The organism is Pseudomonas parasichuanensis (assembly GCF_021601385.1).
Classification (GTDB): Bacteria; Pseudomonadota; Gammaproteobacteria; order Pseudomonadales; family Pseudomonadaceae; genus Aquipseudomonas; species Aquipseudomonas parasichuanensis.
In genome coordinates, this window is the sequence record NZ_BQHO01000024.1 from 22,965 (window position 1) to 36,247 (window position 13,283).

A 13,283-nucleotide genomic window follows, 5' to 3' on the forward strand; every position below is an offset into this window, starting at 1 on the left:
TCATATTGCGCACCAATTTGGTGCTCTGTGCCCAATTATTGCTTCCTAAGGGTGCATATTTTAGCGCTCCAGGGCCGACAATTACCCGCAAACGCCCCCTTTTATCCCGCCCTCGCCATTTTCGGGCACTGGCATGCAATTTGCTCTCTTGTGAGGCAGGTACGCTTGGCCGACTATCCGCGCCTGGCAACACCCCTTTTCCAGGGCAGCGGCCCACCGCGCCCTAGACCATCCGGAGGACAACATGTCGAAGTCGGTTCAACTCATCAAAGATCATGACGTCAAGTGGATTGATCTGCGTTTCACGGACACCAAAGGCATTCAGCATCACGTGACCATGCCGGCGCGTGATGGCCTGGACGAAGACTTCTTCGAAGTCGGCAAGATGTTCGACGGTTCCTCCATCGCTGGCTGGAAAGGCATCGAAGCATCCGACATGATCCTGATGCCGGTCGACGACACCGCCGTGCTGGACCCGTTTACCGAAGAACCGACCCTGATCATCACCTGCGACATCGTCGACCCGTCGAGCATGCAGGGCTACGATCGCGACCCACGCGCCATCGCCAAGCGCGCCGAAGAGTACCTCAAGAGCACCGGCATCGGTGACACCGTATTCGCCGGCCCCGAGCCTGAGTTCTTCATCTTCGACGAAGTGAAGTTCCAGTCGGACATCTCCGGTTCGATGTTCAAGATCTTCTCCGAGCAAGGCTCGTGGATGACCGGCGCTGACGTGGAAGGCGGCAACAAAGGCCACCGTCCAGGCGTCAAAGGCGGCTATTTCCCGGTTCCGCCGTTCGACCACGACCACGAAATCCGTACTGCCATGTGCAACGCACTGGAAGAAATGGGCCAGACCGTCGAAGTTCACCACCACGAAGTGGCGACTGCCGGCCAGAACGAAATCGGCGTCAAGTTCAACACCCTGGTGAAGAAAGCTGACGAAGTACAGGCCCTGAAGTACGTCGTGCACAACGTTGCCGACGCCTACGGCCGTACCGCCACCTTCATGCCCAAGCCACTGTACGGCGACAACGGCTCGGGCATGCACGTGCACATGTCGATCTGGAAAGAAGGCAAGAACACCTTCTCCGGCGAAGGCTATGCCGGCCTGTCCGATACCGCCCTGTACTTCATCGGCGGCATCATCAAGCACGGTAAGGCCCTGAACGGCTTCACCAACCCGTCGACCAACTCCTACAAGCGTCTGGTCCCAGGCTTTGAAGCCCCGGTGATGCTGGCCTACTCGGCGCGCAACCGTTCCGCCTCGATCCGTATTCCTTACGTCGGCAGCCCGAAAGCCCGCCGTATCGAAGCACGCTTCCCGGATCCATCGGCCAACCCGTACCTGGCCTTCGCGGCCCTGCTGATGGCTGGCCTGGACGGCATCCAGAACAAGATCCACCCAGGCGATGCTGCCGACAAGAACCTGTACGACCTGCCACCAGAAGAAGCCAAGGATATCCCGCAGGTTTGCGGCAGCCTGAAAGAGGCCCTGGAAGAGCTGGACAAAGGCCGTGCGTTCCTGACCAAGGGCGGCGTGTTCTCCGACGACTTCATCGATGCCTTCATCGAGCTGAAATCGGAAGAAGAGATCAAGGTCCGTACCTTCGTGCACCCGCTGGAATACGAGCTGTACTACAGCTGCTGATCTGACCGGCGCCTCGCGTCGATGACATGATCAGGACGGCCTCCTTCGGGAGGCCGTTTTCATTTCTACGCCAGCATCATCGGACAAGCCTTACAGCCCTATCTGCTGACACTGCGACACTCGACGCTCCATCAACCCAGGAGTCCGTCATGCGTACTGCCCACCTTGCCCTGACCTGTTGCCTTGCGCTGTTCGGCTGCAGCACACCACCCCCTCCTGCGTCAGGCCTCGACACCCTGCTCGACGCCATCGAGCAGCGCCTTGACCTGGCCGAAGCGGTCGCCTTGCATAAATGGGACAGCAGGCAACCGGTGCAGGCCGTGGCGCGCGAACGACAGGTGCTGGCCAGCGCACGCCAGGCCGCCACCGCCTACCCACTGGACCCGGCACGCGCCGAAGCCTTCTTCGCCGACCAGATCGAAGCCAACAAACTGCTTCAATACCACCTGCTGGACACCTGGCACCGCGCGCGGCAAGCACCCGCCCTGCCCCGGCGTGACCTTGCCCAGGATGTACGCCCCGCACTGGACCGCCTGCAGGCGCAACTGCTCGCCGCCCTTGCCCGCTTCGACCAGACGGCCCCGGCAGACTGCCCCGGCCAACTGGCCGATGCCCTGCAACGGCGCACGCGCGAGCCCGTGCGCCACCTTGCCCTGGTCCGCGCCAGCAGCCAGCTGTGCAAAAGCTGACGCGCGCCCTATGCTCCATATTGGTGCACCGCTTCGCCTGACGCCCCAGCATGCACCCCACTTTGGGTCACATGAATCGGTTAACCAGGGCTTTATGTCCTGAATTAGCGCGAATACAGGCATTTATCCGCCATTTCCGCTTCTTTTCAGAGCCTTGGTTTGGTTCTTGCATTTTCACCGCATCCAGCACGTCATCCGTGCGCGCCCCAGGCCTGGCCGGGGCGCCAAAAGAGTGCCAACAGAGGTCAACGACGCCTTATGACCATCAGCGATGCACAGCACCGTCTGCTCCTGGACAACCTGACCACGGCCACGCTCCTGCTCAACGCCGAGCTGCGCCTTGAGTACATGAACCCGGCCGCGGAAATGCTCCTGGCCGTCAGTGGCCAGCGCAGCCATGGGCAGTTCATCAGCGAGCTGTTCACCGAATCGGCCGAGGCACTCAACTCGCTGCGCCAGGCGGTGGAGCAGGCGCATCCGTTCACCAAGCGCGAAGCCCAGCTGACCTCGCTGACCGGCCAGAGCATCACCGTCGACTATGCCGTCACACCGATCCTGCACCAGGGCAATACCTTGCTGCTGCTCGAAGTGCACCCGCGTGACCGCCTGCTGCGCATCACCAAGGAAGAGGCCCAGCTGAGCAAGCAGGAAACCACCAAGATGCTGGTGCGCGGCCTGGCCCACGAGATCAAGAACCCGCTGGGCGGCATTCGCGGCGCGGCGCAGCTGCTGGCCCGCGAGCTGCCCAACGACGGCCTGCGCGACTACACCAACGTGATCATCGAAGAGGCCGACCGCCTGCGTAACCTGGTCGACCGCATGCTCGGCTCGAACAAGCTGCCGTCGCTGTCGATGACCAACATCCACGAAGTGCTGGAGCGCGTGTGCAGCCTGGTGGAGGCGGAAAGCCAGGGCGGCATCACCCTGGTGCGCGACTACGACCCGAGCCTGCCGGACGTGCTGATCGACCGCGAGCAGATGATCCAGGCCGTGCTCAACATCGTGCGCAATGCCATGCAGGCCATCGGCGGGCAGAACGAACTGCGCCTGGGCCGCATCACCCTGCGCAGCCGCGCCGTGCGCCAGTTCACCATCGCCCACGTGCGTCATCGCCTGGTGGCCCGGGTCGAGATCGTCGACAACGGCCCGGGCATCCCTGCGGAGCTGCAGGACACCCTCTTCTACCCCATGGTCAGCGGCCGCCCGGACGGTACCGGGCTGGGCCTGGCCATCACCCAGAACATCATCAGCCAGCACCAGGGCCTGATCGAGTGTGAAAGCCACCCCGGCCACACCGCCTTCTCGATCTACCTGCCCCTGGAACAAGGAGCCACCGCCTCATGAGCCGAAGTGAAACCGTCTGGATCGTCGATGATGATCGCTCCATCCGCTGGGTCCTGGAGAAGGCCCTGCAGCAGGAAGGCATGACCACCCAGAGCTTCGACAGCGCCGACGGCGTGATGGGCCGCCTGGCACGCCAGCAGCCGGACGTGATCATTTCCGATATCCGCATGCCCGGTGCCAGCGGCCTCGACCTGCTGGCACAGATTCGCGACCAGCACCCGGGCCTGCCGGTCATCATCATGACCGCGCATTCCGACCTGGACAGTGCCGTGGCCTCGTACCAGGGCGGTGCTTTCGAGTACCTGCCCAAGCCGTTCGACGTCGACGAGGCGGTGTCACTGGTCAAGCGCGCCAACCAGCACGCTCAGGAACAGCAGGCGCTGGAGGTGCCCCAGGCACTGGCCCGCACCCCCGAGATCATCGGTGAAGCACCGGCGATGCAGGAGGTGTTCCGCGCCATCGGCCGCCTCAGCCACTCCAACATCACCGTGCTGATCAACGGTGAGTCGGGTACCGGCAAGGAGCTGGTGGCCCACGCCCTGCACCGCCACAGCCCGCGCGCGGCCGCGCCGTTCATCGCCCTGAACATGGCGGCGATCCCCAAGGACCTGATGGAGTCCGAGCTGTTCGGCCATGAAAAAGGCGCGTTCACCGGCGCTGCCAACCTGCGCCGCGGCCGCTTCGAACAGGCCGACGGCGGCACGCTGTTCCTCGACGAGATCGGCGACATGCCCGCCGACACCCAGACCCGCCTGCTGCGCGTACTGGCCGACGGCGAGTTCTACCGGGTCGGCGGCCACGTGCCGGTGAAGGTCGATGTGCGCATCATCGCCGCCACCCACCAGAACCTGGAAACCCTGGTGCAGGCCGGCAAGTTCCGCGAAGACCTGTTCCACCGCCTCAACGTGATCCGGATCCATATCCCGCGCCTGTCCGACCGGCGCGAAGACATCCCGACCCTGGCCCGCCACTTCCTCGGCCGCGCCGCCCAGGAGCTGGCGGTCGAGCCCAAGCTGCTCAAGCCGGAAACCGAGGAGTTCATCCGCAACCTGCCGTGGCCGGGCAACGTGCGCCAGCTGGAGAACACCTGCCGCTGGATCACCGTGATGGCCTCCAGCCGCGAGGTGCTGATCGGCGACCTGCCGCCGGAGCTGCTGAACCTGCCGCAGGACGCCGCGCCGGTGACCAACTGGGAGCAGGCCCTGCGCCAGTGGGCCGACCAGGCCCTGGCCCGCGGCCAGTCGAGCCTGCTGGACAGCGCCGTGCCGAGCTTCGAGCGGATCATGATCGAGACCGCGCTCAAGCACACCGCCGGGCGGCGCCGTGATGCAGCCGTGCTGCTGGGCTGGGGGCGCAATACCCTGACGCGCAAGATCAAGGAGTTGGGGATGAAGGTCGATGGCGGGGATGACGATGAGGGTGAAGAGCACTGATTTTTCAGGTCACCTTTTAGATTTCTGGGGCTGCTGCGCAGCCCTTTCGCGGCACTAGGCCGCTCCTACAAGAGATCGCGTTCCCTTGTAGGAGCGGCCTAGTGCCGCGAAAGGGCCGCAAAGCGGCCCCAGCTATTTCAGCCCTGATGCACCGATCCTGTGCCCCACGCACTCGATGAAGGCACAAATCCCCTCGAAACCCGGCCAAATAACCCTAAAACCCCAGTATTCCCGGGCATTTCAAAACTGGCACGCCCCCTGCAATAGTCATTGCAACTCCAGTTTCGGGGACCCTGGTACAGGCAGGCCGGGAAATCCCCCTTTTATTCGCCACAGCAACCCGCTTTGGGGACCTCGGTACAGGCAGGCCGGGACATCCCCTCTTTTATTCGTGCAGCCTCACCTGCACCTTCCAGCGCCCGTCGTCCTCTGCACCCGACCATTCCCCTTGCAGGGGGCGCGCGGCAATCAGCGTCAGCAACAAGCCTTCCTTGCCCTTCTGTACCCGCCAGCCCACCGGCTTGCCCTGCAACAGCAACTGGCCGCGCTGGGCCTTGCCCTCGGCCTGGAACACCAGCGCCACGGTCCCTTCGACGTTCTCGCCATGCAGCTGGGGTTCTTCGTTGAACCACAGGTCCAGGCCATCCTGTACCACTTCGACCTGCTCCAGCACCCGCTCTTCTGGCGTGGTCAGGCGGCCGATCATCAGCCCCACCATCAAGCCGACAATGGCCAGGGACAGGATCATCCGCGGGAAGGCTTTCGAACGCGGGTCCGGTTCGGGGGTAGAATGCCCGTCATCTTCACGCTTGGAGCCGTGCATGTTTCACGTCATCCTTTTTCAACCAGAAATTCCGCCGAATACCGGCAATATCATCCGCCTGTGCGCCAACAGCGGCTGCGCCCTGCACCTGATCGAACCGATCAGCTTCGAACTGGACGACAAGCGCCTGCGCCGGGCGGGGCTGGACTACCACGAGTATGCCACGCTCAAGCGCCATCAAAGCCTGGCCGAATGCCTGGAAAGCCTCGGCCAGCCTCGGCTGTTCGCCTTCACCACCAAGGGCTCGCAGCCGTTCCATGAAGTCGCGTACCAGCCGGGGGACGCCTTCCTGTTCGGTCCTGAAAGCCGTGGCTTGCCCGCCGAGGTGTTGGACAGCCTGCCCGCAGAACAACGCTTGCGCCTGCCGATGCGGCCGGGGTGCCGCAGCCTGAACCTGTCCAATACCGTGGCGGTGACGGTTTATGAAGCTTGGCGGCAGAACGGGTTTGCCGGGAGCTGATCTTTAGCCTGGGCAGGCCTCTTCGCGGGTAAACCCGCTCCCACAGGTCTAACGCTGCCCTCGGGTTCAGCGCTGTTCCTGTGGGAGTGGCGGTTCGCCGCTGCGACTTGCCCGCGAAGAGGCCGGCACAGGCAACAAAAAAGCGCCCCGAGAGGCGCTTTTCCATTACCGGCAGTCTTACTGCACAGTCGGCACTTCACCCGCTTCCTGCATGCGCTGCATTTCTTGCGCGTACAGGGCGTCGAAGTTGACCGGCGACAGCATCAGCGCCGGGAACGAGCCACGGGTCACCAGGCTGTCCAGGGTTTCACGGGCGTACGGGAACAGGATGTTCGGGCAGAACGCGCCGAGGGTGTGGCTCATCGAAGCCCCGTCGAGGCCCGAGATCAGGAAGATACCGGCCTGTTGCACTTCGGCGATGAACGCCACTTCGTCACCGTTCTTGACGGTGACCGACAGGGTCAGCACCACTTCATGGAAGTCGCCTTCCAGGGCTTTCTGGCGGGTGTTCAGGTCCAGCGAGACACTCGGCTCCCACTGCTGGCGGAAGATCTGCGGGCTTTTCGGGGCCTCGAACGACAGATCGCGCACGTAGATGCGCTGCAGGGAGAACTGTGGGCTGTTGTCTGCAGCCGCGCCGTTGGTCTGTTGGTCAGTCATGGCAGATCCTTATCCTAATGTTTTCGAATGCAGTGCAAAGTCAGGCCGCCAGCAGCGCGTCGAGCTTGCCCGCGCGCTCCAGGGCGTAGAGGTCATCGCATCCACCGACGTGCGTGCTGCCGATCCAGATCTGCGGCACCGAAGTACGGCCGGCCTTCTGGCTCATTTCGGCGCGCAGCTGCGGTTTGCCGTCGACCTTGATCTCCTCGAACGCCACGCCCTTGCTCTCGAGCAGGTACTTGGCGCGCATGCAGTAGGGGCAGTAGTCGCTGGAATAGACGATGACGGGCTTCATATCACTTCACCAGGGGCAGGTTATCGGCTTTCCAGCTGGACACGCCACCGCTGAGCTTGGCCGCGGTGTAACCAGCCTTGAGCAGCTCGCGGCAGATGGTGCCGGACTGCTGGCCCATCGCGTCGACGACGATCAGGGTCTTCTCTTTATGTTTTTCCAGCTCAGACATGCGGTTGACCAGCTTGTCCTGCGGGATGTTCACCGCACCGACGATGTGCCCGGCGGAATACTCCTTGGCAGGGCGAATATCGATGACCAGCGCCTTGTCGGCGTTGACCAGCGCGGTCAGCTGGCCGTTGCTCAGGCTCTGGCCACCACGACGCACTTCGTTGATCAGCAGCAGGACCAGCAGAACGACGAAGATCGCCACCAGAATGAAGTGATCTGTCGCGAATTGAATCAGGTGAGCAACCATCGGGGGTGTTCCAGGCGATTGAAAATGGCGGCCAGTATACACAGCCCCCCATGACCACCAAAGCCCGGCGGGCCACCGGCAAAACCGGCTTCATGCTGCATGTCCGGCAGCGCCGGTCGGACAAGGGGAGGAATATTCGCCGTCGATGGCGGATTTGCCCTAAAATGCGTGTCTTTATCATCTTTGAACAACCGTGAGTTTGATTGATGACGAGTACGCCTAAACCCCTGGTCCTGATTATCCTGGATGGCTTCGGACACAGCGAAAGCCCCGAATACAACGCCATCTACGCCGCCAACACACCGGTCTACGACCGCCTGCGCGCCACCCAGCCGCATGGCTTGATCTCCGGTTCTGGCATGGACGTGGGGCTGCCCGACGGGCAGATGGGCAACTCGGAAGTCGGTCACATGAACCTCGGCGCCGGCCGTGTGGTGTACCAGGACTTCACCCGGGTCACCAAGGCGATCCGCGACGGTGAATTCTTCACCAACCCGGTACTGACCGGCGCGGTGGACAAGGCCGCCGGTGCCGGCAAGGCCGTGCACATCCTCGGCCTGCTCTCCGACGGCGGCGTGCACAGCCACCAGGACCACCTGGTGGCCATGGCCGAGCTGGCTGCCCAGCGCGGCGCCGAGAAGATCTACCTGCACGCCTTCCTCGACGGCCGTGACACCCCGCCACGCAGCGCCCAGTCGTCCATCGAACTGCTCGACGCCACCTTCGCCAAGCTGGGCAAGGGCCGCATCGCCAGCCTGATCGGCCGCTATTACGCGATGGACCGCGACAACCGCTGGGATCGCGTACAAGCCGCCTACGACCTGATCGTCGACAGCACCGCCCAGTACACCGCCAACAGTGCCGTGGCCGGCCTCGAAGCCGCCTACGCCCGCGATGAGAGCGACGAGTTCGTCAAGGCCACGCGCATCGGCGAAGCGGTCAAGGTCGAAGACGGCGACGCGGTGATCTTCATGAACTTCCGCGCCGACCGTGCCCGCGAGCTGTCGCGGGTGTTCGTCGAGCCGGACTTCAACGAATTCCCACGTGCCCGCCTGCCAAAACTGGCCGCCTACATCGGCCTGACCCAGTACTCGGCGAAAATCCCGGCGCCAGCGGCCTTTGCGCCGTCCAGCCTGAACAATGTGCTCGGCGAATACCTGGCGAAGAACGGCAAGACCCAGCTGCGCATCGCCGAAACCGAGAAGTACGCCCACGTCACCTTCTTCTTCTCCGGTGGCCGTGAAGAACCGTTCGAAGGCGAAGAGCGCATCCTGATCCCGTCGCCCAAGGTCGCCACCTACGACCTGCAGCCGGAAATGAACGCCCCCGAGGTGACCGACCGCATCGTCGAGGCCATCGAGCAGCAGCGTTTTGACGTGATCGTGGTCAACTATGCCAACGGCGACATGGTCGGCCACACCGGCGTGTTCGAGGCGGCGGTCAAGGCGGTCGAGGCCCTGGACACCTGCGTCGGGCGCATCGTCGAGGCACTGGAAAAGGTCGACGGCGAAGCGCTGATCACCGCCGACCACGGTAACGTCGAGCAGATGGAAGACGCCTGCACCGGCCAGGCGCACACCGCCCATACCAGCGAGCCAGTGCCGTTCATCTATGTCGGCAAGCGCAAGGTCAAGGTGCGTGACGGCGGCGTGCTGGCCGACGTGGCGCCGACCATGCTCAAGCTGCTGGGGCTGGAACAGCCTGCCGAGATGACCGGGACGTCGATTCTGCTCGACGACTGATCGGTGTTCATGGGGCCGCTTTGCGGCCCTTTCGCGGCACAAGGCCGCTCCTACAGGAGATCGCGTACCTCTGCAGGAGCGGCCTTGTGCCGCGAAAGGCCTGCGCAGCAGGCCCAGAACACATGAATTCCAGACAAACGCCTCGCTGCACACGCCGCGAGGCGTTTTTTTTGCGGCGATGCGCGGGCATACTAGGCCAGTCTCCATCCCTGGTACGCCCAACCCCATGCTCCGCGCCCTGTTCATACTCGCCCTGTCATGCCTGCTCGCCCCGGCCTTCGCCGACGAGCGCGCACAGACCCAGCAACAGCTGGACGCCACCCGCCAGGACATCGCCGAGCTGAAAAAGATGCTGGGCAAGCTCCAGGAGGAGAAGTCCGGCGTGCAGAAAGACCTCAAGTCCACCGAGACCGACATCGGCAACCTGGAAAAACAGGTGGAGGCACTGCAGCAAGAACTAAAAAAGACCGAGGGCGAGCTGGAGCGCCTTGATCACGAGAAAAAAAAACTCCAGAGCGCCCGCGTTGAACAACAACGCCTGATTGCCGTGCAGGCCCGTTCGGCCTACCAGAACAACGGCCGCGAGGAATACCTCAAGCTGCTGCTCAACCAGCAGAACCCCGAGAAATTCGCCCGCACCCTCACCTACTACGACTACCTGAGCAAGGCGCGCACCGAGCAGTTGCGCACCTTCAACGAGACCTTGCGCCAGCTGGCCAATGTCGAGCAGGACATCGGCCGCCAGCAGGAACAACTGCTCACCCAGCGCGCCGACCTCGACAGCCGCCGCCAGGCGCTGGTGGGCGAACGCGACAAGCGCCAGCAGGTGCTGGCCAAGCTCAACAGCGACATGAAAGAGCGCGACCAGAAGCTGCAGTCCCGCGAGCAGGACCAGGCCGACCTGGGCAAGGTGCTCAAGACCATCGAGGAAACCCTCGCCCGCCAGGCCCGCGAAGCCGAAGAAGCCCGCCAGCGCGCGCTGCTCGCCAAGCAGGAAGAAGAAAAGCGCCGCAAGGAGCAGGCCCTGGCCGCCGCGGCCCGCACCCAGCAAGCGGAACCGGAAGAGCCCCCGAAAAAGGCCCGTACCACCCTTGGCCCGGTGGTTTCCAGCGACGGCGCCAGCTACGGCGGTGCATTTTCCGCAGCCCGGGGAAAACTTCCATGGCCAGTCAATGGTCGACTACTGGCACGCTTCGGTGACATGCGCGGCAGCGATGCCCGGGCCAAGTGGGACGGCGTGATGATCAGCGCCAGCGCCGGTACCCAGGTGCACGCCGTACACGGCGGGCGCGTGGTGTTCGCCGACTGGTTGCGTGGCGCCGGGCTTCTGGTCATTCTCGACCACGGCAATGGTTACCTGAGCCTGTATGGCCATAACCAGAGCCTGCTCAAGAGCGCCGGCGACATCGTCAAGGCCGGCGAAGCCATCTCCACCGTCGGCGACAGCGGCGGCCAGGACAGCGCCGGTTTGTACTTCGCGATTCGCCAGCAGGGCCGGCCCACCGACCCTGCGCAATGGTGCCGAGGCTAAGCACCGACTACTTTTACGGCGCGGCGCGTGAAAACGCCGGGCCGATGCTCCCGCAAGGGGCGCCTACAGGATCAGGAGTTCGTTCGACATGCTGCACTCGCCTCGCCTCACCCAGCTGGCCCTGACCATTGCCCTGGTCATCGGCGCGCCCCTGGCTCTCGCCGCCGAGCCGGCCAAGCCTGCCGCTGCCGCCAAGCCGGCCACGGTGCCAGCCACCGAGGTGACCGCCAAGGCGCCACTGCCGCTGGAAGAGCTGCGCACCTTCGCCGAGGTCATGGACCGCATCAAGGCCGCGTATGTCGAGCCCGTCGACGACAAGACCCTGCTGGAGAACGCCATCAAGGGCATGCTCAGCAACCTCGACCCGCACTCGGCCTACCTCGGCCCTGAAGACTTCCAGGAGCTGCAGGAAAGCACCAGTGGCGAATTCGGTGGCCTGGGGATCGAAGTCGGCCAGGAAGACGGCTTCATCAAAGTCGTTTCGCCGATCGACGACACCCCGGCCTCCCGCGCTGGCGTGCAGGCCGGCGACCTGATCGTCAAGATCAACGGCGCCCCGACCCGTGGCCAGACCATGACCGAAGCGGTCGACAAGATGCGCGGCAAGGTCGGTGAGAAGATCGTCCTCACGCTGGTGCGCGACGGCGGCACGCCGTTCGACGTGACCCTCACCCGCGCGGTGATCCAGGTCAAGAGCGTGAAGAGCCAGCTGCTGGAGAACGACTACGGCTATATCCGCATCACCCAGTTCCAGGTCAAGACCGGCGAAGAAGTGGGCAAGGCCCTGGCCAAGCTGCGCAAGGACAACGGCAAGAAGCTGCGCGGCGTGGTGCTCGACCTGCGCAACAACCCAGGCGGCGTGCTGCAGGCCGCGGTGGAAGTGGCCGACCACTTCCTCACCAAGGGCCTGATCGTCTACACCAAGGGCCGCATCGCCAACTCCGAACTGCGCTTCTCTGCCGACCCGGCCGACGCCAGCGAAGGCGTACCGCTGGTGGTACTGATCAACGGCGGCAGCGCCTCGGCGTCGGAGATCGTCGCCGGCGCCCTGCAGGACCAGAAACGCGCCGTGCTGATGGGCACCGACAGCTTCGGCAAGGGCTCGGTGCAAACCGTGCTGCCGCTGGCCAACGACCGTGCGCTCAAGCTCACCACCGCGCTGTACTTCACCCCCAACGGCCGCTCGATCCAGGCCCAGGGCATCGTCCCGGACATCGAAGTGCGCCCGGCCAAGCTCACCGCCGAAACCGACACCGAGAACTTCAAGGAAGCCGACCTGCAGGGCCACCTGGGCAACGGCAACGGCGGCGCCGACCGCCCGACCGGCAGCGCCAAGCGCAAGGAGCGCCCGCAGGACAACGACTTCCAGCTCAGCCAGGCCCTCAGCCTGCTCAAGGGCCTGAACATCACCAAGGGCGAATAAGCACACCCCATGCGTTACCTGCTGTCCCTGCTGTTCTGCCTGCTGGCCGGCGCCGCACACGCGGCCCCGGCCAAGGCCTACCTGAGCATCATCATCGACGACCTCGGCCAGAGCGATGTGCGCGACCAGCGCACCCTCGCCCTGCCCGGCCCGATCACGATGGCGATCATGCCCGATACCCCTCACGCCACCGAGTTTGCCCGCCAGGCGCACAAGGCTGGCAAGACGGTGATCCTGCACATGCCCATGGACCCGGCCACCGGCCCTTATGCCTGGCACCCCGGCACGCCGCTAGCGGAACTGGCGCAGCGCCTGGACGCGGCCTTGGCCAAGGTGCCCTTTGCTGCCGGCATCAACAACCACATGGGCAGCCGCATGACATCACAACCCGAGCCCATGGCCTGGTTGATGGGCGAACTGCAACGCCGTCACCTGTTCTTCGTCGACAGCCGTACCAGCGCCGCCACCGTGGCGGCGGCCAAAGCCCAGGCGATCGACCTGGCCCACGTATCGCGTGATGTGTTCCTGGACGACGAGCGCACCGTCGATGCGATCAGCGCCCAACTGCAGCAGGGCATCGCCCTGGCCCGCAAGCAGGGTTCCGCGGTACTGATTGGCCACCCCTACCCACAAACGCTGCAAGTGCTGGAAAGCGAACTGCCCCGGCTCAAGGCCCAGGGCATCGAGCTGATCCCGATCCGCCAGATGATCGCCGAGCGCAGCAACCAGGCCATGCCTGCCCATGGCAGCCATGGCCTGTACCGCAACCGTTGAAACACCTCCATCGAAGGGGAAGCTTGCTTGAGGGTGCTGGATC

The 13,283-nt window shown here is 64.1% G+C and carries 14 protein-coding genes; 10 read left to right on the plus strand and 4 right to left on the minus strand.

Translation table 11 applies throughout. The annotated features are described in order from the left end of the window. Positions 1–244 precede the first annotated feature (244 nt). The 4 genes from glnA (at position 245) to ntrC (ending at position 5,117) form a co-directional block, all read left to right on the plus strand. Positions 245–1,651, plus strand: coding sequence for a type I glutamate--ammonia ligase (glnA, locus tag L6D77_RS18505; RefSeq protein WP_232882903.1), 1,407 nt, complete (start codon positions 245–247; stop codon positions 1,649–1,651). A gap of 149 nt (positions 1,652–1,800) precedes the next feature. Then, positions 1,801–2,340, plus strand: a complete 540-nt coding sequence (locus L6D77_RS18510; protein ID WP_232882904.1) for a chorismate mutase — start codon at positions 1,801–1,803, stop codon at positions 2,338–2,340. A 258-nt stretch (positions 2,341–2,598) separates the two neighbouring features. Next, positions 2,599–3,684: a nitrogen regulation protein NR(II) gene (gene glnL, locus L6D77_RS18515; protein ID WP_153788960.1), complete on the plus strand. Its 1,086-nt coding sequence runs from the start codon at positions 2,599–2,601 to the stop codon at positions 3,682–3,684. Continuing rightward, complete coding sequence (gene ntrC, locus L6D77_RS18520) at positions 3,681–5,117, plus strand: nitrogen regulation protein NR(I) (RefSeq protein ID WP_232882905.1); 1,437 nt, start codon at positions 3,681–3,683, stop codon at positions 5,115–5,117. The genes glnL and ntrC overlap by 4 nt, the downstream gene beginning before the upstream one ends. A gap of 385 nt (positions 5,118–5,502) precedes the next feature. Here ntrC and L6D77_RS18525 read toward each other — a convergent pair whose 3' ends face one another. Then, positions 5,503–5,940 (minus strand): hypothetical protein, encoded by a 438-nt coding sequence (locus tag L6D77_RS18525; protein ID WP_232882906.1) that lies wholly within the window; start codon positions 5,938–5,940, stop codon positions 5,503–5,505. Between L6D77_RS18525 and trmL the strand changes: the two genes are divergently transcribed. Beyond that, positions 5,939–6,400 carry a tRNA (uridine(34)/cytosine(34)/5-carboxymethylaminomethyluridine(34)-2'-O)-methyltransferase TrmL gene (gene trmL / locus L6D77_RS18530; RefSeq protein ID WP_232882907.1) on the plus strand — a complete coding sequence of 154 codons (462 nt, stop codon included), beginning with the start codon at positions 5,939–5,941 and terminating at the stop codon, positions 6,398–6,400. The genes L6D77_RS18525 and trmL overlap by 2 nt on opposite strands. Positions 6,401–6,577: 177 nt before the next feature. Here trmL and secB read toward each other — a convergent pair whose 3' ends face one another. From secB to L6D77_RS18545, 3 genes are read right to left on the minus strand one after another with little or no spacing between them, the layout of a single operon-like run. After that, positions 6,578–7,060 (minus strand): protein-export chaperone SecB, encoded by a 483-nt coding sequence (gene secB, locus L6D77_RS18535; protein ID WP_232882908.1) that lies wholly within the window; start codon positions 7,058–7,060, stop codon positions 6,578–6,580. Between the two features lie 40 nt (positions 7,061–7,100). Then, positions 7,101–7,355 carry a glutaredoxin 3 gene (gene grxC / locus L6D77_RS18540; protein ID WP_110995319.1) on the minus strand — a complete coding sequence of 85 codons (255 nt, stop codon included), beginning with the start codon at positions 7,353–7,355 and terminating at the stop codon, positions 7,101–7,103. Position 7,356: 1 nt separating this feature from the next. Continuing rightward, a complete protein-coding gene (locus L6D77_RS18545; RefSeq protein WP_232882909.1) occupies positions 7,357–7,770 on the minus strand; it encodes a rhodanese-like domain-containing protein in 414 nt (137 codons plus the stop codon). Positions 7,771–7,820: 50 nt separating this feature from the next. On the opposite strand from L6D77_RS18545, the gene L6D77_RS18550 reads away from it, so the two are divergent. From L6D77_RS18550 to L6D77_RS18570, 5 genes are all read left to right on the plus strand, one after another. Then, on the plus strand, positions 7,821–7,967 hold the full coding sequence (locus L6D77_RS18550; RefSeq protein ID WP_232882910.1) for a hypothetical protein: 147 nt from the start codon (positions 7,821–7,823) through the stop codon (positions 7,965–7,967). 9 nt (positions 7,968–7,976) lie between these two features. Then, complete coding sequence (gene gpmI / locus L6D77_RS18555; RefSeq protein WP_232882911.1) at positions 7,977–9,512, plus strand: 2,3-bisphosphoglycerate-independent phosphoglycerate mutase; 1,536 nt, start codon at positions 7,977–7,979, stop codon at positions 9,510–9,512. Positions 9,513–9,738: 226 nt separating this feature from the next. Next, positions 9,739–11,043, plus strand: a complete 1,305-nt coding sequence (locus L6D77_RS18560; protein WP_232882912.1) for a murein hydrolase activator EnvC family protein — start codon at positions 9,739–9,741, stop codon at positions 11,041–11,043. A gap of 88 nt (positions 11,044–11,131) precedes the next feature. Continuing rightward, positions 11,132–12,466 carry a S41 family peptidase gene (locus tag L6D77_RS18565; protein ID WP_110995323.1) on the plus strand — a complete coding sequence of 445 codons (1,335 nt, stop codon included), beginning with the start codon at positions 11,132–11,134 and terminating at the stop codon, positions 12,464–12,466. Positions 12,467–12,475: 9 nt separating this feature from the next. Further along, complete coding sequence (locus L6D77_RS18570; protein WP_232882913.1) at positions 12,476–13,240, plus strand: divergent polysaccharide deacetylase family protein; 765 nt, start codon at positions 12,476–12,478, stop codon at positions 13,238–13,240. Positions 13,241–13,283 lie beyond the last annotated feature (43 nt).

Coding starts and splice junctions, on each gene's coding strand:
- L6D77_RS18560 (WP_232882912.1), top strand. CDS start 9,739: ATGCTCCGCGCCCTGTTCATACTCGCCCTGTCATGCCTGCTCGCCCCG.
- ntrC (WP_232882905.1), top strand. CDS start 3,681: ATGAGCCGAAGTGAAACCGTCTGGATCGTCGATGATGATCGCTCCATC.
- L6D77_RS18570 (WP_232882913.1), top strand. CDS start 12,476: ATGCGTTACCTGCTGTCCCTGCTGTTCTGCCTGCTGGCCGGCGCCGCA.
- L6D77_RS18545 (WP_232882909.1), bottom strand. CDS start 7,770: ATGGTTGCTCACCTGATTCAATTCGCGACAGATCACTTCATTCTGGTG.
- glnL (WP_153788960.1), top strand. CDS start 2,599: ATGACCATCAGCGATGCACAGCACCGTCTGCTCCTGGACAACCTGACC.
- gpmI (WP_232882911.1), top strand. CDS start 7,977: ATGACGAGTACGCCTAAACCCCTGGTCCTGATTATCCTGGATGGCTTC.
- secB (WP_232882908.1), bottom strand. CDS start 7,060: ATGACTGACCAACAGACCAACGGCGCGGCTGCAGACAACAGCCCACAG.
- L6D77_RS18550 (WP_232882910.1), top strand. CDS start 7,821: ATGACCACCAAAGCCCGGCGGGCCACCGGCAAAACCGGCTTCATGCTG.
- grxC (WP_110995319.1), bottom strand. CDS start 7,355: ATGAAGCCCGTCATCGTCTATTCCAGCGACTACTGCCCCTACTGCATG.
- L6D77_RS18525 (WP_232882906.1), bottom strand. CDS start 5,940: ATGCACGGCTCCAAGCGTGAAGATGACGGGCATTCTACCCCCGAACCG.
- L6D77_RS18565 (WP_110995323.1), top strand. CDS start 11,132: ATGCTGCACTCGCCTCGCCTCACCCAGCTGGCCCTGACCATTGCCCTG.
- glnA (WP_232882903.1), top strand. CDS start 245: ATGTCGAAGTCGGTTCAACTCATCAAAGATCATGACGTCAAGTGGATT.
- L6D77_RS18510 (WP_232882904.1), top strand. CDS start 1,801: ATGCGTACTGCCCACCTTGCCCTGACCTGTTGCCTTGCGCTGTTCGGC.
- trmL (WP_232882907.1), top strand. CDS start 5,939: ATGTTTCACGTCATCCTTTTTCAACCAGAAATTCCGCCGAATACCGGC.